The organism is Nocardia sp. NPDC051900, from assembly GCF_044452545.1.
Classification (GTDB): domain Bacteria; phylum Actinomycetota; class Actinomycetes; order Mycobacteriales; family Mycobacteriaceae; genus Nocardia; species Nocardia sichangensis.
Genome location: NZ_JBITBU010000027.1, coordinates 24,426 through 46,383, shown reverse-complemented (window position 1 = coordinate 46,383; position 21,958 = coordinate 24,426). Strand labels below are relative to the sequence as shown.

Here is a 21,958-nt window from a genome sequence, read left to right as displayed (position 1 = left end):
GTCACTTCCCTTCGAACACAGGGGTGCGGCGTTCGGCGAACGCCGCGACGCCCTCGGCCCAGTCCCTGGTCGCCATCAACTCCAGGATCTGGCGCGGCTCACCGGCGAGCGCGACTTCCAGGGGATCGTCACGGCGCAGCGCGGCCTTCATCCGCGCCAGCGACAACGGCGCTTTCCCCGCCAATGCGTCGGCGAGTCCGCGCGCCGTATCGAGAAGGACGTCACCGGGCACCGACGCGTAGGCCAAACCCCACTCGAATGCTTGTGTGCCGGTGCAGCGCTCGCCGAGGACGAGCAGATCGGTGGCGCGGCGCAGACCGACCAAACGCGGTAGCCGATGGGTGACTCCGCCGCCGACGAACGTCCCGATGCTCACCTCGGGGAAACCGAGCTGCGCGTCATCGGCCATCACGAGGAAGTCCGCGCTCACCGCCATTTCGGCGCCTGCGCCCAGCGCGTATCCGCCGACGGCGGCGACGACCGGCGTGTCCATTCGCTGGATCTGCTCGCACGCCCGCTGGGCGAGATCGAGGTAGTGCGCTTGCTCGGTGGGCGTGCGGGAGCCGACGTGATGCGCCTTCAGGTCGGCGCCGGCGCAGAACGCGCGGCCCGCACCGTGCAGCACCACGCAGCGCACCGCCGGATCGGAATCGGCGACCACCAGGTGGCCGATCAACGCTTCGTAGAGCTCTTCGCTGACCGCGTTGAGCCGTTCCGGACGGTTCAACGTCAGCGTCGCTATCGGACCGGACCTGCTCACCAGCACCATGGACATTCGCTCATCTCCTCCTGCTCGGGTCGACGTCACACTATGCCATAACAATTGCATTCCCATCTCTGAATGCAAATCGATTTGCACACACGGGGACGCCGGTGTTGCATGACCGACCATCAGTTACCCGGGTCACAGCCCACGGTCCTTGGGAGGCATCGTGCCCACCTCAATTCCCCCTACGCGAAATCTCCAGCACACCATCACCACTCGTCAGCTCACGATGATCGGGATCGGCGGCGTCATCGGCGCCGGGTTGTTCGTCGGCAGCGGCACCGCGATCGCGGCCGCCGGACCCGGCATCGTCCTGGCCTATCTGCTCACCGGCCTGGTCGTGATCCTGGTGATGCGCATGCTGGCCGAACTGGCCACGGCGCGCCCGGAGACCGGTTCGTTCTCGAGTTACGCCTCACGCGAACTCGGGCCATGGGCCGGACTGTCGGTCGGCTGGGTGTACAGCTACCACTGGTCGGTGACGGTCGCTTTCGAGGCCGTCGCCGGTGGCGCGATCGCCAACCAGCTGGCGCCCGCGGTGCCCGCCTGGGCGTTCGCCCTGCTCTTCCTGAGCGCCCTGACCGGAGTGAACTTGGCCGCGGTGAGCTCGTTCGCGCGTTTCGAGTTCTGGTTCGCCTTGATCAAGGTCGCCGCGATCGTCGTCTTCATCGGCGTCGGCATCGCGGCGATCTGCGGCGCGTTCGCCCACTACACGGCACCGGGCACGACGAACCTGCTGGGACGAGGCGGGTTGCTGCCCAACGGATTCACTCCCCTGCTGGCCGCGTCGCTGACGGTCTTCTTCTCCTACTTCGGCACCGAATTGGTCACCATCGCCGCCGGTGAGGCCGACGATCCGGTCAACGCCGTGCGGGCGAGCATGCGCAGCGTCGCCGGGCGCATCCTCGTCTTCTACGTGGGCTCGATCCTGGTCGTCGTGACCTTGCTGCCGTGGGACAGCGCCGAGATCACCGAAAGTCCGTACACCGCGGTGCTGAATCTGCTGGGGATTCCCGGCGCCAGGACCATCATGAACCTGATCGTGCTCACCGCGGTGCTGTCGTGCCTGAATTCGGGGCTCTACTCCGCGTCACGCATGCTGTTCGCGCTGGCCCAACGCGGAGAGGGGCCGCGACCGCTGGGCCGCGTCACCCGCTCCGGTGTGCCGACGGCCGGGGTTCTCGCCGCCGCGAGCGCCGGATTCCTGGCCGTGGCCGCGAACTACTTCCTACCCACCGGAGCGGTTTTCAGCTTCCTGCTCAGCTCGTCCGGCGCCGTCGCGGTGGTGGTCTACCTGTGCATCTGCGCCACGTACATCGCCGGCCGACGCAACCGCGCCGCCGTGGAATCCGCCGCGCCGGCCGTACGGATGTGGGGGGCTCCCTATCTGCCGTACCTGGTCTTGGTCACTCTGCTGGGCATCGTGGTGGGGATGGTGTTCGGTTCCGATACCCGAACGCCGCTGGCGCTCACCCTGGTGGTCACGACCCTGGCCGTCGCCGCGGGCCTGCTGCACCAACGTCGCGCCGACCGGGTCGCGGCGATGACGCCGGTGAAATAGCCACCGGCAGAACAGGATCAGACGCCGTCGGCGGCGTATACGCCGAATTCGCCCAGCAGTCTTTCCTCCTCCAACAAGGTCTCGCGGACCTCACGGCCGAGGAGGTGCGCCACCGCGCCGGACAACGCCTGGACGATCGACGTGAAGGCGGTGATCGAGCGCAGCACGCTCGCGCTCGACGCCTCGACGTAGAAGGTCTCGTGCGCCGCCGCCGCCAGCGGCGAGGCCGGGGTGTCGGTCAGGGCCACGACGTGGGCGCCACGCTGGCGGGCCCACCGCGCCGCACGGACCGTGTCGGAGCTGTAGCGATGGATCGATATCGCCACGAAGCAATCCCCCGCGCGAACACGGCGCAGTTCGTCGGTCAGCGACCCCCTGGTCCCCGTCACGGTCGCCACGTCCTCACGCAACAGACCGAGCAGGTAGCCCAGCAGATATGCAGGCGCGTGGCACTTGCGCAGGCCCATCACGTGGACGCGGGGCGCGCGCGCCAACTGGGCGGCCACCGCGTCCCAAGTGGTGTCCGCGATGCCCGCGAAGGAACGGGCGATGTTCGCCTGGTCCAGCACCACCTGGCTCTCCCGCAGGCCCGCACCCTGCGCCACCAAGTGTTCGAGGTTCTCGAAACGGCGCAGCAACTGCGCCCGCTGCTGCAGCCGCTCCTGACACAGGCGGGCCAAGCCGGGATATCCCTTCAGCCCGAGGCCATTCGCGAACCGCACCACCGTCGCCTCGTTGACGCCGACCGCGCTCGCCAGATCGGACACGGTCATGAACGCCACCGCCTCCGGGTCGGACAGCACGCGCTCGGCCAGCTTCTTGTGCGAGGCCGACAGCGAATCCCATCTGGCGCGGATCTCGGTGACCAGATCGTCGAATGTCGCCGGACCCGTCGCCGACTCCGCATTCGCGCCCACCGCGCCTCCTCCACCACTTCGACCACCACGGATTCTTTCCCAATCTATCCGACCGAGCCGAGCGGCCCCCCGGGGTCGGCCCCCGATCCGGGGCGCAGGAAATCGGTCGCGCTGGAGCGCACATCCCGTCCCACCGCCCGGGGCGCACCGGATTTCGCGGCATTGTCGCGTTCGCCGTCTGATGCACGCCGCGAACACGACTTCATTGGTGATGCCAATCAAAGGTAGGTATAGTTGGCACCGCCAATGTTAGTGGCGCCAACGAAAGAGGCTCTCATGTCCACGAATACCCTGATCGCCGATCGGATCGAGATCGCCGATCTGTTCGCGCGCCTGGCGCGCCTGCTCGACGAGAAGCGATGGGAGGACGCGGCCACCGTCTTCGCCGACGATGTGGCGATCCACTCGCCCCGCAACGGCGACCTCCAGGGCATCGACAACCTGGTCGGCCTCATGCGACAAGCCGAGGTTGCGGAGGAGCACACCCAGCACGTGACCACCGACCTGCTGGTGGACGTCCACGGCGACCAGGCGGCCGCCTCGGCGAACTCGCTCGTGTACTTCTTCCGTGAAGGCCGAGCACCCCATCGAACGAGCGGCCTGCGCATGGCCTGCACCGTCGTACGGACGCAGGCGGGCTGGCGACTCAGGGAGTCGCGGACCACACTTGCCTGGATGCACGAGGAGTGATCTCTCCCCACCCCGCCGGCTCGGCCCGGCGGGCTCCGGGATCGTTACCGCGTAACCGGATCAGGACGCGGTCAGCTCGGCAGCGAAGAGCTCGCGCACCCGCTGCCAGGAATCCTCGGCGGCTTGCTTGTCATACACCTCACGGCCGGGGAAGAAGAAGGCGTGCCGAGCCTCGGGATACACCACCACGTCGTGCCGGACACCCGCCGCCGACAACGCCGCACCGATCCGCTCCCGCTGATCGGCATCGATGATGTGATCCTGCCCGCCGAAGAACAGCGCCAGCCGAGCGGTGATACCAGGCGTCGCCGCCGACAGCGGATCCGGAACGCTCAACGCCATACCCGAGTCGGGCACCCATCCCGGGTAGTAGATGGCGGCGGCGCGCAGCGGCAGCCGGGTCGCCGCGAAATAGGTGACGTGGCCACCGAGGCTGAAGCCCAGCATGCCGACCCGGTCACCGGCCCCGGCATGCTCGCGGGCATGGTCGGCGGCGGCGCGCAGGTCCGCCTCGACACCGTCGCGGGTCAATCGGCCCAGCAGTTCGAACGCGCGGGCCCGGTTGGCATCGCTCTCCTCGAACCCGGCAGAGGTCTCGGGACCGCTGCGGTGGTACAGATTCGGCGCGATCGCCACATATCCCAGGGCGGCGACATCGCGCACGACGGCCCGGACCTCATCGGTCAACCCCCACAACTCGGCTCCGACCAGGACGAGCGGGTAGTCGCCCGCCCCCTCCGGCCGGGCGAGATAAGCCGCCATGGGTGTCGCGTCGTCCTGGGGGATTTCGATCTGCTCGGCCGTGATCTCGTATGTCACGAGGCCACTCTAACCGCTTCGGATCTCCACCGCGCCAGAGGAAATCGCGCACCGGCTCTCCCATCACGGGCACTGCGCCAAGACGCCCAGCGGACCGCACCCGGACGGCGGATCGGGCCCGACATCCTCAACTGCGCCGGGATCGTCGGCGACCGCCTATCCGATGCGTCGCGGCTCCCGCCCGGACCGCGAGAGCCCCGACTCGAGCGGCGAGGGTTCGCGCCGCACACCGTCACAGGTGGCAAGTCGTCCGGTTGCGGCGAGGTCGCTGCTGGGCCTGTAATGAGCGCGAGCACCCGCTGAGGCGGGGTGATACCCAGGTGGACGGCGTGGCGGTCCGCCGACCGCGAGGAGTGCACGATGACAACCGGATACGTGTGGAACACCCTCTACGGGTGGGCCGACACCGGCAGCGGCAGTTTGTTCCCGTCCGACGTCACGGTCGGTCTCCAGCCGATCGGCCACCACCTCGCGCATCCCGACACCAAACGACGCTTCCACGAATTGGTCTCGGTGTCCGGACTGCTGGACGAGTTGCACTCGATCAAGGCGGAACCGGCCGACGAGGCCGACATCTTGCGGGTGCACACCACGCAACATCTGGAGCGCATCAAGACCGAGAGTCTGCAGCCGAAGGGCGGGGATGCCGGCGACGGCGTCTCGTCCTTCGGCAAGGGCGGATACGAGATCGCCGCGCTTTCGGCGGGCGGTGCGATCGCACTCGTGAAACATGTGCTGGCCGGGACGGTCGACCATGGTTACGCGCTGGTCAATCCGCCTGGGCACCACGCTACCCGCGCTACCGGCATGGGCTTCTGCGTCTTCAACAACATCTCCATCGCCGCCGCCTACGCGAAAGACGTACTCGGCGTGCGACGCGTCGCCGTCGTCGACTGGGACGTCCACCACGGCAACGGCACGCAGGACATCTGGTATGAGGATCCGTCGGTCCTGACCATCTCGATCCACCAGCATCTGTGTTTCCCACCGGATTCCGGCTACCGGGAGGAGCGCGGCACGGGCGACGGACACGGCTACGCGATCAACGTGCCGCTCCCGCCGGGTAGTGGAGACGCCGCGTATCTCCATGCGATCGACCGAGTCGTCGAACCCGCGCTGCACGCCTTCGCGCCCGAGCTGATCATCGTCGCGTCCGGTTTCGACGCGAGCATCCTCGATCCGCTGGCTCGGCAGATGGTCACCAGCGGCGGCTTCCGGCACCTGACCCGCCGGATGCTGGACATCGCCGCCGCGACCTCCGCGGGCCGGATCGCCTTCGTGCAAGAAGGCGGCTACAGCCCGCACTATGTTCCGTTCTGCGGGCTGGCGGTGCTCCGCGAACTGCTGGGCGAACCGTTCGTGGACGACCCGTACACACCGATCGTCACAACGCAAGGCGGCGACGTCCTCCTCGACCACGAGGCGGCCGCGATCGAAGCGGCCGCCGCCTTGGTCGCCGATCTCTGACCCCAGTCGGCCCATGGCGACACCTGCTGTCCGGCGCAGATTCAGAACGGCTCGGCGGGACGCGCTTTCGCCGAACCGCCGCACCGGGATTCGCTGGACAATCGCTACCGGTGACGACGACAACTGCGCCTCCGCTGGAGACATCGTTCAGTTCGCGGCGAACGCTTCGCCACGAATCCACTTCAGCAGGGTCGGATTGTCCACGGTGGTGATGACGCTGACCTCGTGCCCGGCATCGAGCGCCTGGCCGGTGAGCAGACGGCCGGTGGGACCATTGGCTCCGAACACTGTGATACGCATGGCAAACTGTTCCTTCCCGAGCACGACACGCACTGACAATCGGTTCGGAGGGCCGTGCACAGCCGAGTGACGCCTATCGCCCGTGCCCGAAAGGCTTCGGTCACGGCCACGGCGACGATCTCGACCGTCACGACCAACCGAGCGACCACAAGACGCCGGTGACGGCGCCCGCGTGACAGGTACGGACGCGTGACATGTGTCACCTGAAGGGCGACACCGGTTGGACCAGGTCCAGCGCCTGGCGCATCGGTCGGTCTCGGCTCGGAGTCACCTATGCCGAGGAGGCGAGGACGCCCGGGTTCACACCGTGCCGGCGTGCACCAGGTGCGGCACCGAATTCGCCGGCCGAGCCGCGGCTCCGACGCCATACGCGCTCAACAACTCTGTCGCAGTACGGTCTTCGATCCGTGTGAAGCCGAAGGACAGCAACGCATCGCGGATCTCCTCCGCGGTGAAGAAGCTGAGCCACGGCTCACCGACCGCGGCGACGCGATCCGCGCGTGCCTGCCTGTCGTCGGCCGCGACGTCATGCGGCGCCGAGGAGGGCGGGTACAGATAGTCGAAGACCACCTCCGCGGCGGCGCCGTGACCGGCGATGTAGCGCAGTGTGTCATCGATCGATGCCCTGGTCAGGTACATGACAACACCCAGCCAGACGAACAACGCGTCGCTGCTGCGGTCCAGACCGGCCGCGGCCAATCCGGCGGCGAGCGTGGACTCTTCGAAGTCGATCGGGGCGAACGTCAGCGATGGCGGGACGGCGATTTCGGCCTCGGCAAGCCTGCGCCGCTTCCATTGCTGGGTGTCGGGATGATCGACCTCGAAGAATCGCACGTTCTCGTGGGCATTGCGGTAGGCGCTGGTGTCCAGCCCCGCACCGAGGACGACTACTTGGTTCGTCCCCCGGGCCACCGCGGCCGCCACCACGTCATCGGCGAAGCGGCTGCGCGCCGCGATGAACAAGCGCCGTCGACGAGCCAGATCCTGGTCGATCCCTCGCTCGAATTCGCTGGCGCCTATGGCTGCTTCGCCGACGATCCGCACAGCCAGCGGATCCGTGAACACCCGCGGCTCGTCGGCGACCTGATGGTGGGCCCTCGCTCGCGCTACGGCCATGGCGGTTCTACTCGGTTCCCCGACCTGCATGCCGCCACCCTACCGATCGGACCGGATCACCCACACACCAGGCAGTGACCGTCGCCGCTTGACGCACCACAACCTGAATGAGAGCATTGCTCTCAAGAAAGAGCGGTTATCACTGGAGGTAGTTGTGCTCGGCGCGGTCAAAGCGGCCAATCTCGGCCTGATGTTCTTGTTGGAGTTGAGCGTGCTGGGGAGCGCCGGATACTGGGGTTTCACCGTGAATGCGCAGTGGCCGCTCAAGATCGTGGCGGGCATCGGCGCACCCCTGCTGCTCGCGGTGCTGTGGGGACTGTTCGCCGCAGGCGGCGGAACCAATGCCACGTACCCTTTACACGGTTTCGCTCGAATGCTGTTCGAAGTGGCCTGGTTCGGCACCGGCGCATTGGCGCTGTACGGCGCCGCGTCACTCACCCCGGCCGCGATCCTGTTCGCCTGCTACCTCGTCAACGGCGTGCTGCGCCTGGCATGGAACCAGGGGTGACGCGGCACTGACGCAGCTCCACGCCGAGAAGCTCCGCCGAAGACCAGTCCCCGCGGAGAACGGCGATTCGAATCCCGAGCGCGAGCCGGTCGTCCCATTCCGCGCTCCCGGTCGCGCGGCCCGCAGTCGGGCGCGCTGTCCACGATGGTTCACCGATCCCGGCCGCCGCTGGTGAGCAATGCCGCGCCGTAACACTATTCGATGAGAGGGTCCTCGACGACGGTGTCCAGGTGCGTCGACAGGTCGTCGACCAAGCGACCGAGCAGGCGAACGAGGTCGCGCTGATCGGACTCCGACCATCCGGACAGGGCCTGGCCGAACCAGCCGTCGATGACTCGCAGATAACGGCCGATCAGCTTCTCCCCAGCCGGAGTGAGGGTAATCAATCGGGCGCGTTGGTCGTCCGGGTCCGGGACACGCCGCACCAAGCGGCGCCGTTCGAGACCGTTGAGCAGGCGCGTGACGTGCGGCCCGGCCACCTGCATCCGGGCCGCTATCTCCCCCACCCGCAACGGTCGCCCGGCGGATTCCAGGATCACGAGGATTGTGACCGCGGGCCGCTCCAGGGTGATTCCGGCTGCCGCCGTGGCCGTTTCGAACAACTGCCCACGACCCAGCGTGTTGCTCAGCTGCGCCATGCGCGGCAGCAGCCCCTTCAGCGCGTCGTTGTCGCCGCTCATTTCCCACCTTGTTCAGATACCTAAGTTAGGTATATAGTACTCGGCATCCCACCCCCTCGACAGCGAGGGCGTGCGGTCGAAAAATAGATACCTAAGGTAGGTAGATGAAAATGCAGACATCAACGGACGTCCTGATCGTCGGCGCGGGCCCGACCGGTCTTGCCCTCGCGATCGACCTGGCCCGCCGAGGCGTCGGTTACCGCATCGTCGACCGCGCCGCCGGACCCAGCACGGCGTCGCGCGCCAAGACGATCCAGCCCCGAGCCCTGGAGGTCGCCGACGACCTCGGCGTGATCGATCGAGTGTTCGAGCTGGGGCGGGTGCATGTGCCGACCCGGCACTACGACCGTGACCGCGTGATCTCCGAGGCCGTGGAGGCCGCGCTGGGCGTACGCGATCCAGGGGTGCCGTACCCGCCGGTGTGGTTGTCACAGCCGCTGTTCGAGCAGATCTTGCGCGATCGGCTCGCCGAACTCGGCGGCCGGGTCGAGTGGGGAGCCGAGGTGACGGCCGTCGCACAGACAGATGACGCCGTGGAGGTGACCGTGTCCACGACCACCGGTGATCGGCGAATGCGCGCCCTCTACGTCGTCGGTTGCGACGGTGGGCGCAGCGTGGTCCGGGAGCGGATCGGCGCCACCCTCGCCGGGGTGTCCTATGGCGACCACCGCTGGTGGCTCGGCGATGTGCGGATCGAGGGCTTGGACAATCGCTGCCAGCACGTGTGGATGAGCCCCGAGCACGGGATCCTCTCGCTGTTCCCGCTGCCCAGCACCGATGTCTGGCAAATCCAGGCGTCCATTCCCGCCGATGACCCCGATCCTGCCGCGCCGACACTCGACCTGTTCCGGCGCCTGTTCGCCGAGCATTCCGGACTGGGAGAGGTCCGCATCGAGGACGCCGGTTGGTTGTCGCTCTACCGGATCAACGTCTGCCTGGTCGACCGTTACCGGGTCGGGCGGGTCTTCCTCGCCGGGGATGCCGCGCATATCCACTCCCCCGCCGGTGGGCAGGGCATGAACACCGGCATCCAGGACGCCTACAACCTCGGCTGGAAACTCGCCGCCGTTCTCGACGGGGCCGATGAAAGCCTGTTGGACACTTATGAACTCGAACGCCGCGCGGTCGCGCGGGCCGTCCTCGACGACAGCACCGACCGTATGCACGCACTCATGCGCTCCGCGGGCAACGGCGACGGAGCGTCGGCCGTCCGCAGGCTCACCGACGATTTCACCACCGGGCTCACCGTCGCCTACCCCGACAGTCCGCTCACCGGCCCCGGCCCGAGGACCGGCCGCGTTCGCGCCGGTGACCGCGCTCCCGACGCCGTCGGTATCGAGTCCTCGTCCGGTCGCGAAGTCCGGGTGTTCGATCTGCTGCGCGGTCCCCATTGGACCCTGCTCACCTTCGACCAGGGCAACGCTCCCGACCAGACCGAAGCCCGCGGCACCGCAGCGACGCGAAGGATCCGGATCACCACCGACACAGCCGCTACCGGGGCCGACACTCTGATCGATGGGGACGGCAGTGTCCACCGCAACTACGAGATCACCGGTGGCACCGCGGTACTCATTCGTCCCGACGGCTACATCGCAGCCGTGTTCCGCGACGAACCCACGGTCGCGGGCCGGCGGCACCGCTCGGCCGACATCGGAGACGACGTGCGGCCGGGCGTGGAGAACCAGGACTCGACGCGATCGGCATATGGGGATGACAGAGCAAACCCGTCCTGAGCGGCCCGCTCCCATCGCGGGTCGAGGCGGTTAGCCTGAGCGGGTGGGACCGATCGGGCTCGAGCATGACACAGGGTGGGATTTTCGCCGTTCGTCCGGTGACGCGCCGGTGGGCGGCACGGCGATGATCGGGTATCGCGCTCGTGGGGCCGGCGGGTTGGACCTCCGGGTCACCGCGCTACCGGCGGTCACGGTGCTGATCGAGTTCGGGGAGAACGAACTGATCGTCGACAGCACGGCGGGCCGACAGGCACTCAGCGGCTTCGTCTCCGGGTTTCCGCACGGGACGATGCGGGTGCGCACCGAGCGGGCCGAATGCATCGAGGCGCGCTTGTCGCCGCCGCAGTTCTATTCGTTGTCGACTATCGATCCGGTCGATCTGGGCCGCACGGTCGTCGGCTTGGACGATCTGTGGGGTCGCGGGGCGCTGTTGCTGCGTGAGCGGCTCGCCGGTGCCGCGACATGGGAGGAGCGTTTCGCGCTGACGAATTCGTTTCTGCGGCAGTGTGCCGACCCGACCCGGACCCCGGACCCCGAAGTCGTCGCCAGTTGGCGACGCATCGTCGCGAGCCGAGGGCAGGTCTCGGTCGGCGAACTCGCCGGATCCTGCGGATGGAGCCGCAAACGGCTGTGGTCCAGGTTCGAAGCCCAGATCGGACTGACCCCGAAACGGGCCGCGATGCTGGTCCGGTTCCGGCACGCGGTCGAAGGCCTGCTGACGGGCCTTCCTGCCGCCGACGTCGCGGCGACCTGCGGCTACACCGACCAGTCCCACCTCTGCCGGGACGTGTCGAGCTTCGCGGAGATCACGCCGGGTGCGCTGACGGCGGAGCCGCTCACCGCCATCTCGAAACACCGCTACCGAGTGTGGGGAACATTCTTCCGGTGAACGGCTTCAGCTCTCGCTACCCTGTCGCCACGCGCGCGGGGCAGGGCTCGGAGAGCTGAAGACGTGCCCGTCAAGCGACCAGCATCTCGCTCGACACCTGCCACAGCCGGGCCGCGGCATCGGGGTCGAGCGCGTACTCGGCGACTCCGTTGCGTGCGCTGAGAACGCCGATCTCGGCTTCGTTGCAGTCCTCGAAGTAACGCCCCCCGACACCGGCGAGCAAGGGCGACGCCGCGACCAGAACCGAGGTGGCCGCACCCTGCTGCGGCGTCTTCCACATCATCCGCGCCCCACCCGCGGCCGCGCGGAGCCGTTCGAGTTCCTCGTCGGACACGTGGCGTTGCAGGTTGGTGCGGATCCCGCCGGGCATCAGCGCGTTGACCGTGATGCCGTCCGCGGCCCACTGCCGGGTCGCTTCCACGGCGAACAGCACGTTGGCCGTCTTGGACTGGCCGTAGGCCGACCACGGATCGTAGGGCCTGCGTTCGAAGTGGATGTCGTCGAACACGACCGGTGAACGGTGATGCGCGCTCGAACTCACCGAAACGACGCGCGCGGCGCCCGCCGCGGCCAGCGCTGGACGCAGGCCGGTGGCCAGCGCGAAGTGACCGAGGTGGTTGGTCGCGAACTGCATTTCCCAGCCCTGCGGCGTGCGCGTCAGCGGCGAGGCCATCACGCCCGCGTTGTTGATCAGCATGTGCAGCGGCCCTTCCCAACCGGCCACGAACGCCGCGACGGACGCTTGATCGGCGAGATCGAGCGCGGCGACGCGCACCCGGTCGTTACCGGTGGTGCCGAGGATGTCGGCCGCCGTGCGCTCGCCGGCCGCGAGATCGCGGACGGCGAGGGTCACCTCGGCCCCGGCGCCGGCCAGTGCCCGTGCGGTCTCGACACCGATCCCGGAGGCGCCGCCGGTGACGATGGCGCGCCGCCCGGCGAGGTCGATGCCTGCTAGCACCTCCGCCGCGGTCGATTCGGCGGTGAACGGGGTGGTGATGCGATCGGTCATGACGTGTCCCATCTCGGTAGACTCGAACCGGAGGAGGCTCCGGTACTCACAATAACCGGAGGACCCTCCACTTTGTTCCTGGGAGGATTGATGACGAACGCACGCCCGCTGCGCGCCGACGCGCAACGCAACCGAGACCGGCTGCTCGAGGTCGCCACGCGCGCGTTCTCCCACGACGGACCGGACGTCACGCTCGAAGCCATCGCCAAGGAAGCGGGCGTCGGCATCGGCACGCTCTACCGTCACTTCCCCACCCGCGAGGCCCTCGTCGACGCCGCCTACCGCAGCGAACTCGCCCGGCTGTGCGACTCGGCCGACGACCTGTCGGCCGCACTTCCACCGGACCGGGCGTTGCGCACCTGGATGGACCGCTTCGTCGACTACACGACCACCAAGCGTGGGATGGGCGACGCCCTGCGCGCCGTCATCGCCTCCGGCGGCAATCCGTTCTCCGAAAGCCGCGACCGTCTGACCGCCGCAGTCGCCACCCTGCTGCGAGCCGGAGCGTCGGCCGGAACGCTCCGGGCGGACGTCGAACCCGAAGACATACTCGTCGGCCTCAGCGGCATATCGCTCGCCACCGAGAGCCCGGAACGCCGGGAACAGGCCGGGCGGCTGCTCGACCTGTTCGTCGACGGATTACGTTCCAGCACTTGAGTTCCCGGCATTTCACCGACCTCGCACCGTGCGCAGATCCCGGGCCGCGACGGTGTGTGCGGTACCTCAGCACCGTCTCGCCGAGCATCGCGACGGCCGCGCCAGCGGCAACGAGCTCTCGATACTGGTGAGCGTCACGATCAACGCGCCGACCCACAGCACCGCGGCGACGACCGCGAGCGGGCGGATCCGGTCGGCGAAATGCCCGGAATCCGGTGCACCGGCGGCAGCGCCGAAAATCGCACCCCGCGCGGCGTGGTCACGGTGGCCGCGAGCGCTGCACCGCGTGCTCGGTGTGGATTTCCGCTGAACGAGCCGGTGGGCCCGACTCCGCCGCGCGTCGTCGACATCATCTGGCCGCCAACCCGTCCCATGTCCGGGCGCTCGCCGAGCCCTCGCCGATGCGGCCGGGCGCGATTCGATCCGAGCGGGCCCTTCGCGCCGGCGGGTGCCGACAGACCTATTGGGGCAGGCGGAGGGCCGATTCCGCGCATTCGACGCCCGATCACTCCCGACGGGAACGATCGCGTCGCCCATTTCGATCCGGCTGACTGTAATGCTGGCCGCACCGGGGTGGGCGTGGTTTCCTCTGACCCGATCATCCGGTTCGAGCGAAAGGCCCTGGTATGTCCGCCGATCACACAGCCGGCATCGCATCCGCTCCGCAGGTGGTCGGGTCAGGCGGTCACGTCGGCGCGCCGAGCACCGTGATGGCGGGCAATGCCGGGCTCTACTCGACGGTCGACCCCGTCACACAGGCGGCATAACCCGTTCTCGTGACCAGAGGACTCGTGCCCACAGAACTCCTGTCTGGCAAAGAATCGGTTACGGTCGAAAAGGAGCGCGAATTCGGCCGTGCGGCGATTCGCTTTCCGCGCGCCGCCGGAAATCGAACCCGCATCGTCCACGACTTTTCGCCGGCTCGCGCGGCTGTACACGGACAGGTACCGACCGGTCTTCCGCTGACGATGGGAATCCCGTGAATTTATGGAGCTATATCCAGGGGCGGGGCGAAGTCCTGGCGTTCCTGACCTATCAACACGCCTCCCTGGCATTCCAAACCGTGCTGGTCGGAACCGTGGTCGCCGTCCTCATCGCGGTGGCGGTCTATCGGCTGCCGCTGCTGTCCGCGCTCTCGCTGACCACCAGCCGGGTCGCGCTGACAATTCCTTCGCTGGCACTGCTGGCGATCCTGCTGGTCCCGTTCGGGCTGGGGGTGGTCCCGTCGTTCGTGATGCTGGCGTTCTTCGCGGCGTTGCCGGTGGTCGGCAACGCGATCGTGGGGTTGCGGTCGGTGCCGGCCTCGGTCGTCGAATCCGCCCGTGGGATCGGCTTCTCGCGCCGGCGCATTCTGCTGACCGTCGAATTGCCGATCGCCTGGCCGGTGATTCTCACCGGTATCAGGGTGTCCACCCAGATGATCGTCGGGGTCGCCGCCATCGTGGCCTACGTCCTCGGGCCGGGCCTCGGATCGCTGATCTTCAACGGACTCTCCCGCCTCGGCGGCGCGAACTCCCTGGAGATGGCGCTCACCGGAACCATCCTCATCGTCATCATCGCGCTGGTGTTCGACGCACTCCTCGTCCTGCTCGGACGCCTCACGATCGCAAAGGGACTGTCATGACCGACGATGTGACCACCGGGCCCGCTCCCGCGCCGACGCAACGCTCGGTGACCGGCGCGTCCATCACACTGGACTCGGTCGTCAAGCGCTACAAAGGCCAGGACAAGCCTGCGGTGCGGCGCCTCGACCTCGAGATCGAGGCGGGAGACATCGTCGCGTTCGTCGGCCCGTCCGGGTGCGGCAAGACGACCACTTTGAAGATGATCAACCGCTTGATCGAGCCGACCGAGGGCCGCATCTTCATCGGCGGCCGCGATGTCACCAGGGAGGACCCCGACAAGCTCCGGCAATCGATCGGATACGTCATCCAGTCCGGCGGCCTGTTCCCGCACTGGAGCGTCGCCAGGAACGTCGGCGCCATCCCCCGGGTGCTCGGGTGGGACAGGAAGCGGATCGCCGAACGCACCGAGTACCTGCTGGATCTGGTCGGTCTGGATCCCGCCACCTTCGCCGACCGGCTGCCGAAGGACATGTCCGGCGGACAGCAGCAGCGGGTCGGCGTAGCGCGTGCGCTCGCCGCCGACCCGCCGGTGCTGCTCATGGACGAGCCGTTCGGCGCGGTCGACCCGATCACCCGGGTTCGCCTGCAGGACAGCTTGATCGCGATCCAGCAGGAACTCGGCAAGACCATCGTGATCGTCACCCACGACTTCGAAGAGGCCACCAAGCTCGGCGACAAGGTGCTCATCCTGTCCGAAGGCGGTCAGGTCGAGCAGTACGCGAGCCCGGAGGAGATCCTCACCGATCCGGCCACACCGTTCGTGGAGGAGTTCGTCGGGTCCGGCGCGAAGCTGGCCTATCTGACCGTGTCGCGGGTGCGCGACGTCGCGTACGACGACGTGATCACCGCGCGGATCGGCGAGTCGGCGCAGGGCGTGATCGACCGCGCCGAGGCCGCCGGACAGACCTGGGTCGTCGTCGTCGACGAGGCCGGGCGGCCCCGGTCGTGGCCTTCGCTCACGGAGCTGGCGACCAAACCGGAGGTCTCCGACTACCTGGATCGGCGGTTGCCCGTGGTCGCACGCTCCTCGACGCTCAACGACGCGCTCGACGCCATGCTCGCCACCAGCCAAGGCGCCGCCCTGGTCACCGACGGCCGCGGCGCGGTCCTCGGCTCGCTCAGCATCGACACGGTCACCGACGTGATCCGGACCAAACTCGCCGAAGGCCGCGCCGACGCGGAGGACCTCTCCTACGTCACCTACGTCGACGGAACCGATCCGGCGCCCACGCCGGTGGTCGCCGCCGACGAGGAACCCGGATCGGACGAGCCGTCATGAGCCGCCTGCGCCGCCTGCCGATCGACGTGTGGTTCGAACCGATCGTCATCCTCGTCATCGCTGTCGGATATGTCCTCTGGTACCGGTCGACGACATTCACCGCGACCGAGCAGGCGTCCCTCGGCTGGGACAACCTGCAGACCACGATCGTCCAGCACATCGAGCTGACCGTGGTGGCCACGGTGATCGTGGTGGTCGTCGCGATTCCGCTCGGCATCGCGCTGACCCGCCCGGCGTTGCGGCGGCTCGAGCCCATCGCGGTCAATATCGCCAATATCGGTCAGGCCGCGCCCGCGGTCGGGCTGCTCGTGCTGTTCACCTTCTGGCTGGGCACGGGATTCCGCACGGCGATCGTCGGTCTCGTCGTGTACGCGGTGCTGCCCATCCTGCAGAACACGATCGTCGGGCTCCGGCAAGTCGATCAGCGCACCATCGAGGCGTCCCGCGGCATCGGCTATTCCGCCGCGCGCACGCTGTTGCAGGTCGAACTGCCGCTCGCGGTCCCGGTGATTCTGAACGGGGTGCGCACGGCGTTGGTGATCCTCGTGGGCACCGCGACGTTGAGCACGTTCATCGGCGCGACCAGCCTCGGCACGCTGATCACCACCGGCGTCACCCTCTTCCTGCCCAAACTGCTGGTCTCCGGCGCGATTCTGGTCGGACTCCTGGCGTTGATCATCGACTGGCTCGGCCGACTGGTGGAACTGGCCGCGACCCCACGAGGTATCTCATGAGGTCGCCACGAGCCCGGCTGGTCGCCCTGCTCTGCGCACTCGTCGTATCGGCGGCGGCGCTCGCCGGGTGCGGTCTGGTGAGCTCCTCGGGAACCTTCCACGACGCGCGCCTGCCCGGCGGTGACCGGCCGCTGGACGGCGCCGAGCTGGTCGTCACCTCCAAGAGCTTCACCGAGGGCGTGCTGCTGGGCAAGATCACCGCGACCTACCTGGCGGCGGCGGGCGCGAAGGTCACCGACCTGACCGGGGCGCCGGGCTCGGCCTCGTCCCGGCAGGCTCAGCTGGGCGGCGACGCCGATGTGCTCTGGGAGTACACCGGCACCGGCTGGGTCAACTACCACAACCAGACCGAGACGATCTCCGACCCGACCGAACTCTGGCAGCGCGTGCACGACATCGAGAAGCGCGACCACGATCTGGAGTGGCTGCCGCCGGCGAACTTCAACGACACGTACGCCTTCGGCGCGTCGACCCCGACCGCCGAACGCCTGCGCGTGAAGTCGCTGTCCGACGTGGCCGCGCTCCCCGTGCCCGACCGTACCTTCTGCGTCGACGACGAATTCTTCAGCCGCTCCGACGGTTTCATTCCGATGCTGCAGAAATACGGCATCCCCTACAACGATCCGAACGGTGTCCCCTCCGGCAACGTCACGCGGATGGACGCCGGTGTCGTCTACACGGCCACGGCCAAGAGCGCCCCGTGCAATTTCGGCATGATCTACACCACCGACGGCCGGGTCAAGAACCTGAACCTGGTGGTCCTCGATGACGACCGGAAGTTCTTCCTGCCCTACAGCGGCACCGCCGTCGTGCGCGGCGCGATCATCGATCGGTACCCGCAATTGCGCGCGCTGCTCGCAACCATCTCCGAGCACCTCACCGACGAGCTGATGCAGGACCTCAACGGCCGGGTCGACATCGACGGCGAAGACCCCGCCGACGTCGCCTACGACTGGCTCGAGAGCGCGAGGCTGGTCGAGTAGGGCCGGGACGATTTCGGCCGCCGCGACATGCCCGGAATGGACCTCGCCCTTCGGACAGTTGCCATGCACATGACCGAGTTCGACAAGGACAGACTGGCTTCCGACACCGACGCGCTGGACGGCTTCAACCGCGGCATCGTGGAAGAGTTCCGCGCCAACGGCGGCGAGGTCGGCGGCTTTCCGGGCGGCAGGCTACTGCTGCTCCACACGACAGGCGCGAAGTCGGGCGCGGCACGGCTGTCACCGCTGGCGTATGTGACCGTCGACGGGCGGATGCTGGTCGTCGGCTCCTACCTCGGCTCGCCCAAGGATCCGGCGTGGGTGCACAACCTGCGTGCCGACGCGCGTGCCCGGGTCGAGGTCGGCACCGATGTCTATGCCGTGATCGCTCGTGAGTTGCCGCGCGACGAACGCGACCGGTATTTCGAGCGAGTCGTCGAGCTGGCGCCCGTTCTCGCGGACTACCAGGCGAAGACCGAACGCGTCATTCCGTTGTTCGAACTCACCCGCGTCTGACCCCCTCCACCTACAACCTATAGCGCACCCGGGGGCTTGCGGCAAGACCCGGGTCGTGCCGCAGAATCGCTGGCTGCGGCGTTACTGCTCGATGTGCTCAGGCGAGCAGCGGCGTCCGCGCGGGATCGTCGAGCCACGAATCGGAGGGGCCTGTGTCAACTCAGGGGTACGAGGACGAATTGCGGTCCGAGCGGAGCTACGTGGCCGGGCTCTACGCGCGGCTCGACGCCGAGCGCGCGCGAGCGAGAAGCGGATACACCGCGGCTCTGCGCGGAAACGGCGGAACGCCGATGGAACGGGATGTCGAGGTGCGCACGCTGGCCAGGGAGGTGAAGCGGCTGGACGTAGCGGACAACGGGCTGTGTTTCGGGCGATTGGACGCCTTGTCGGGCGAACGTTCCTACATCGGCCGGATCGGCCTGTTCGACGCGCAGAACGAGTACGAACCGCTGTTGCTCGACTGGCGGGCGCCCGCGGCGCGCGCGTTCTACGTCGCCACCGCCGCCAGCCCGGAGAACATGCGCAGGCGCAGGCAGTTCCACACCCGCGGGCGCCGAGTGGTCGATTTCACCGACGAGGTCCTCGGCCGCCCCGGCGGCGCCGAGCGCGGCGACGCGGCGCTGCTCGCGGCGGTCGACGCGCCGCGCGGCGAGGGGATGCGCGACATCGTGGCGACGATCCAGGCCGAACAGGACGAGATCATCCGGCTCGACCACCCGGGCGTGCTGGTGATCGAGGGTGGCCCCGGCACCGGCAAGACCGTAGTGGCGTTGCACCGCGTCGCGTATCTGCTCTACACCCAGCGGGAGCGGATGGAACGCCACGGCGTGCTCGTGGTCGGCCCCAATCCGGCGTTCCTGAACCACATCGGCCGCGTTCTGCCGTCGCTGGGCGAGACGAACGTCGTGTTCACGACCACCGGCGACCTGGTGCCCGGCCTGCACGTCACCGCGGAGGACGACCCGGACGCCGCCCGGCACAAAGGGTCGCTGCGGATCCTGGACGTGCTCGCGGCGGCCGTAGCCGATCGGCAGCGGGTGCCGGAGCATCCGCTGTCGATCGAGTTGTCCGACGTCACCGTGCGAATCGACGCCGAAACCGCGGAGTGGGGCCGGGAGGAGGCGCGGGCGAGCGGGCTACCGCACAACGAAGCTCGCGCCGTGTTCACCGAGATCGTCACCTGGGTGCTCACCGAGCGGGCGATCGCCCGCATCGGCCGGGGCTGGCTGACCCGCGACGACCGCGAAGCATGGGAGAACCTGCGGTCGGACCTGCGCGCGGAACTCGCGGACAACGACCGGTTCACCGCCGCGCTCGACGAACTCTGGCCGATCCTGACACCGGAGACGCTGTTGGCGGAGCTGTACGAATCCCCGGAACGGCTGGCAGCGGCGGGCGCCGACCCGGCCCTCTTGCGCCGCAGAGGCGATGCCTGGACGGTGTCGGACGTGCCGCTGCTCGATGAATTGGTCGATCTGCTCGGCCGTGTGAAGCGGGACGACGACGCCGAGCGGGAACAGCAGGCCCAGGCCGAGTACGCGGCGGGTGTACTGGACATTCTGGTCGGCCGCGAGGACATGATGGACGACGAGGACCACTTGTTCGCCCAGGACCTGCTCTACGCGGAGGATTTGGCGGATCGCTTCCTCGAGCGCGACAGCCGGGAACTCGCCGAACGCGCGGCGGCGGACCGGGACTGGACCTACCGGCACGTCGTGGTGGACGAAGCCCAGGAACTGTCCGAAATGGATTGGCGGGTGCTGATGCGGCGCTGCCCCGGACGGTCTTTCACGATCGTCGGCGATCTCGCCCAACGCCGGTCGGCCGCCGGAGCGACCTCGTGGGGCGCGATGCTGGATCGGTACGTACCGGGCCGGTGGGTCTACCGATCGCTGACGGTGAACTACCGCACCCCGGCGGAGATCATGACCGTCGCCGCCGAGTTGCTCGCCACGTTCGCACCCGGCGTCCAGCCACCGGAGTCGGTTCGCGCATGCGGCGTGCGGCCGTGGTCCAGGCAGGTCGCCGCCGACGAAATGGGTTCCGCCATAGACGAATTCGTCCGCGACGAAGCCTCACGCGAAGGCACCAGCGTCGTGATCGGGCCACCGGACGTGCCGGGCGCGGTGGCGGCGGCGGAGACCAAGGGTTTGGAATACGACGCCGTCCTGGTCGTGGAGCCGGAACGAATTCTGGCCGACGGCCCGCGCGGCGCGGCCGAACTCTACGTCGCCCTCACTCGCGCCACCCAACGTCTCGGCGTGCTGCACCAGGGGCCACTGCCGCAGGCGCTGACCGGTCTCGCCGAAACCTCGACGCCCGTCAGCGCCGGAGACCGTCGGCGCGATCAGCCTTCCGGGTAGAAGACGAACAGCGTGCAGCCGGTCGCAGTCCCTGGCACGTGCCACGATCCGGCCGGGGCGTGCAGGAACGTCCCGGCCGGGTAGTCGCGCGCGCCGTCGTTGAAGGTGCCCGCGACCACGTAGACCTCCTCGGGGCCGGGCTCGTGGACGTCGCGGCGCGGCCACGACGTACCCGGGTCCATCTCCAGCACGTTGGCGCTCGCACCGGCCGGCCCGGTCCACAGGTGCCGTACCCGGATTCCGGGAAACAGCTCCCGGATCGGGGATTCCGCGACGGACACAGAGGTGTAGCCCTCCTGGGCGAGGATTTCGGAATGCACGGCTTTCACGGTGCCGCGTGGAAGCAGGCCGAGAAAGTGTCCAGTCGGACACCACCGGGTACATTCTTGCCATGCATCGCGTGGTGGCCCTGGTGCGGCCGGTGCAGTCGACATTCGAGCTGGGCTGCGCCGCGGAGGTATTCGGCACACAGCGGGCCGGGGTGCCGCACTACTACGAGTTCGAGGTGTGCACGGAGACGCCAGGGCCGGTGCCGACATCGGCCGGGTACACGCTCGAAGTGTCGCAGGGCCTTTCGGCGCTCGCTTCGGCGGACACCGTGCTCATCCCGGGCTGGGCGCCGGTGGAGGCGCCGCTCTCGGCCCCCGTGCGTCGCGCGCTGCTGCGGGCGCACGCCCGTGGGGCGCGGCTCGTGACGATCTGCTCCGGAGTGTTCGCGCTGGCCCGCACGGGCTTGCTGGACGGACGCTCGGCGACGACGCACTGGGCGCGCGCCGCACAGCTGGCGCGGGAATTCCCGGAGGTTCGGGTGGAACCGGACGTGCTCTATGTGGACCACGGCGATGTCGCCACGAGCGCCGGAGCGGGCGCGGGCATCGACCTGTGCCTGCACCTCGTCCGGAAGGACCACGGGGCCGCGCATGCCACCCTCGTCGCGCGGCACATGGTGATGCCGCCGCACCGCGAGGGCGGCCAAGCACAGTACGCCCCGCCCGCACCACCCACGGACGCGCTGGACGGCCTGCTCGAGTGGGCAGGCGCGCGGCTCGGGACAGCGCTGTCGGTAGGCGATCTGGCCGCACACCTCAGCGTCTCGCCGCGCACGCTGGCCCGGCGTTTCGCCGATCAGCTCGGCACGAGCCCGGGGGCATGGCTGCTGTCGCGCCGGGTGGCCGAGGCGCGCACCCTCCTGGAGGAGACGAACCTGCCGGTGGAGGCGATCGCGGCACGGGTCGGCCTGACCTCCGCGGTCAACCTGCGCCGCCGCTTCCGCGCCCAGGTGGGCACGACACCGGGCGCCTACCGGCGAGCGTTCCGTGGCTCGGGAATACGGATGTGACAGGGAA

The 21,958-nt window shown here is 68.5% G+C and carries 22 protein-coding genes; 14 read left to right on the top strand and 8 right to left on the bottom strand.

Translation table 11 applies throughout. The features are described 5' to 3' along the window. Position 1 precedes the first annotated feature (1 nt). A complete protein-coding gene (locus ACIA5H_RS33620; protein ID WP_397079949.1) occupies positions 2 to 775 on the bottom strand; it encodes an enoyl-CoA hydratase/isomerase family protein in 774 nt (257 codons plus the stop codon). 157 nt (positions 776 to 932) lie between these two features. Between ACIA5H_RS33620 and ACIA5H_RS33615 the strand changes: the two genes are divergently transcribed. Continuing rightward, positions 933 to 2,327 (top strand): amino acid permease, encoded by a 1,395-nt coding sequence (locus ACIA5H_RS33615; RefSeq protein ID WP_379255888.1) that lies wholly within the window; start codon positions 933 to 935, stop codon positions 2,325 to 2,327. Between the two features lie 17 nt (positions 2,328 to 2,344). Here the strand turns inward: ACIA5H_RS33615 and ACIA5H_RS33610 are convergent, their stop codons facing one another. Beyond that, a complete protein-coding gene (locus ACIA5H_RS33610) occupies positions 2,345 to 3,244 on the bottom strand; it encodes a MurR/RpiR family transcriptional regulator (RefSeq protein WP_397079946.1) in 900 nt (299 codons plus the stop codon). Positions 3,245 to 3,520: 276 nt separating this feature from the next. Between ACIA5H_RS33610 and ACIA5H_RS33605 the strand changes: the two genes are divergently transcribed. Beyond that, entirely contained in the window at positions 3,521 to 3,934 is a 414-nt protein-coding gene (locus ACIA5H_RS33605) for a nuclear transport factor 2 family protein (RefSeq protein WP_355079339.1), read from the top strand. Positions 3,935 to 3,994: 60 nt separating this feature from the next. On the opposite strand, the gene ACIA5H_RS33600 is transcribed toward ACIA5H_RS33605, so the two are convergent. Continuing rightward, complete coding sequence (locus tag ACIA5H_RS33600) at positions 3,995 to 4,753, bottom strand: dienelactone hydrolase family protein (RefSeq protein ID WP_364435462.1); 759 nt, start codon at positions 4,751 to 4,753, stop codon at positions 3,995 to 3,997. A gap of 360 nt (positions 4,754 to 5,113) precedes the next feature. On the opposite strand from ACIA5H_RS33600, the gene ACIA5H_RS33595 reads away from it, so the two are divergent. Next, complete coding sequence (locus ACIA5H_RS33595; RefSeq protein ID WP_397079943.1) at positions 5,114 to 6,220, top strand: class II histone deacetylase; 1,107 nt, start codon at positions 5,114 to 5,116, stop codon at positions 6,218 to 6,220. A gap of 147 nt (positions 6,221 to 6,367) precedes the next feature. Here ACIA5H_RS33595 and ACIA5H_RS33590 read toward each other — a convergent pair whose 3' ends face one another. Next, positions 6,368 to 6,520, bottom strand: coding sequence for a hypothetical protein (locus ACIA5H_RS33590; protein ID WP_355079345.1), 153 nt, complete (start codon positions 6,518 to 6,520; stop codon positions 6,368 to 6,370). Between the two features lie 300 nt (positions 6,521 to 6,820). After that, positions 6,821 to 7,636, bottom strand: a complete 816-nt coding sequence (locus tag ACIA5H_RS33585) for a class I SAM-dependent methyltransferase (protein WP_397079940.1) — start codon at positions 7,634 to 7,636, stop codon at positions 6,821 to 6,823. Between the two features lie 88 nt (positions 7,637 to 7,724). Between ACIA5H_RS33585 and ACIA5H_RS33580 the strand changes: the two genes are divergently transcribed. After that, positions 7,725 to 8,144, top strand: coding sequence for a YrdB family protein (locus tag ACIA5H_RS33580; RefSeq protein ID WP_397079938.1), 420 nt, complete (start codon positions 7,725 to 7,727; stop codon positions 8,142 to 8,144). Positions 8,145 to 8,338: 194 nt separating this feature from the next. Here the strand turns inward: ACIA5H_RS33580 and ACIA5H_RS33575 are convergent, their stop codons facing one another. After that, positions 8,339 to 8,824, bottom strand: coding sequence for a MarR family winged helix-turn-helix transcriptional regulator (locus tag ACIA5H_RS33575; RefSeq protein ID WP_379255894.1), 486 nt, complete (start codon positions 8,822 to 8,824; stop codon positions 8,339 to 8,341). Positions 8,825 to 8,928: 104 nt separating this feature from the next. Here ACIA5H_RS33575 and ACIA5H_RS33570 point away from each other — a divergent pair, with 104 nt between their 5' ends. Next, positions 8,929 to 10,557 carry an FAD-dependent monooxygenase gene (locus ACIA5H_RS33570; RefSeq protein WP_397079936.1) on the top strand — a complete coding sequence of 543 codons (1,629 nt, stop codon included), beginning with the start codon at positions 8,929 to 8,931 and terminating at the stop codon, positions 10,555 to 10,557. A 43-nt stretch (positions 10,558 to 10,600) separates the two neighbouring features. After that, positions 10,601 to 11,446 carry a helix-turn-helix domain-containing protein gene (locus tag ACIA5H_RS33565; protein WP_379255897.1) on the top strand — a complete coding sequence of 282 codons (846 nt, stop codon included), beginning with the start codon at positions 10,601 to 10,603 and terminating at the stop codon, positions 11,444 to 11,446. 70 nt (positions 11,447 to 11,516) lie between these two features. Here ACIA5H_RS33565 and ACIA5H_RS33560 read toward each other — a convergent pair whose 3' ends face one another. After that, positions 11,517 to 12,455, bottom strand: a complete 939-nt coding sequence (locus ACIA5H_RS33560; RefSeq protein ID WP_364435439.1) for an SDR family NAD(P)-dependent oxidoreductase — start codon at positions 12,453 to 12,455, stop codon at positions 11,517 to 11,519. Positions 12,456 to 12,545: 90 nt separating this feature from the next. Here ACIA5H_RS33560 and ACIA5H_RS33555 point away from each other — a divergent pair, with 90 nt between their 5' ends. The 7 genes from ACIA5H_RS33555 (at position 12,546) to helR (ending at position 20,612) form a co-directional block, all read left to right on the top strand. Further along, complete coding sequence (locus tag ACIA5H_RS33555; protein WP_364435437.1) at positions 12,546 to 13,112, top strand: helix-turn-helix domain-containing protein; 567 nt, start codon at positions 12,546 to 12,548, stop codon at positions 13,110 to 13,112. 979 nt (positions 13,113 to 14,091) lie between these two features. Then, entirely contained in the window at positions 14,092 to 14,736 is a 645-nt protein-coding gene (locus ACIA5H_RS33550) for an ABC transporter permease (RefSeq protein ID WP_379255898.1), read from the top strand. Then, a complete protein-coding gene (locus ACIA5H_RS33545) occupies positions 14,733 to 16,016 on the top strand; it encodes an ATP-binding cassette domain-containing protein (protein ID WP_397079932.1) in 1,284 nt (427 codons plus the stop codon). Before ACIA5H_RS33550 ends, ACIA5H_RS33545 begins: the two co-directional genes overlap by 4 nt. Further along, positions 16,013 to 16,750, top strand: a complete 738-nt coding sequence (locus ACIA5H_RS33540) for an ABC transporter permease (RefSeq protein ID WP_355079361.1) — start codon at positions 16,013 to 16,015, stop codon at positions 16,748 to 16,750. The genes ACIA5H_RS33545 and ACIA5H_RS33540 overlap by 4 nt, the downstream gene beginning before the upstream one ends. After that, complete coding sequence (locus tag ACIA5H_RS33535) at positions 16,747 to 17,733, top strand: glycine betaine ABC transporter substrate-binding protein (protein WP_397079929.1); 987 nt, start codon at positions 16,747 to 16,749, stop codon at positions 17,731 to 17,733. Before ACIA5H_RS33540 ends, ACIA5H_RS33535 begins: the two co-directional genes overlap by 4 nt. A gap of 69 nt (positions 17,734 to 17,802) precedes the next feature. Beyond that, complete coding sequence (locus ACIA5H_RS33530; RefSeq protein ID WP_397079927.1) at positions 17,803 to 18,249, top strand: nitroreductase family deazaflavin-dependent oxidoreductase; 447 nt, start codon at positions 17,803 to 17,805, stop codon at positions 18,247 to 18,249. Positions 18,250 to 18,401: 152 nt separating this feature from the next. Then, positions 18,402 to 20,612: an RNA polymerase recycling motor ATPase HelR gene (helR, locus tag ACIA5H_RS33525; protein ID WP_397079925.1), complete on the top strand. Its 2,211-nt coding sequence runs from the start codon at positions 18,402 to 18,404 to the stop codon at positions 20,610 to 20,612. Here helR and ACIA5H_RS33520 read toward each other — a convergent pair. Further along, the gene (locus ACIA5H_RS33520; RefSeq protein WP_397079923.1) at positions 20,597 to 20,932 is read right to left on the bottom strand and encodes a cupin domain-containing protein; all 336 of its coding nucleotides are present in this window, start codon (positions 20,930 to 20,932) and stop codon (positions 20,597 to 20,599) included. The genes helR and ACIA5H_RS33520 overlap by 16 nt on opposite strands. A 71-nt stretch (positions 20,933 to 21,003) precedes the next feature. On the opposite strand from ACIA5H_RS33520, the gene ACIA5H_RS33515 reads away from it, so the two are divergent. Continuing rightward, positions 21,004 to 21,951 (top strand): GlxA family transcriptional regulator, encoded by a 948-nt coding sequence (locus ACIA5H_RS33515; protein ID WP_379255909.1) that lies wholly within the window; start codon positions 21,004 to 21,006, stop codon positions 21,949 to 21,951. Positions 21,952 to 21,958 lie beyond the last annotated feature (7 nt).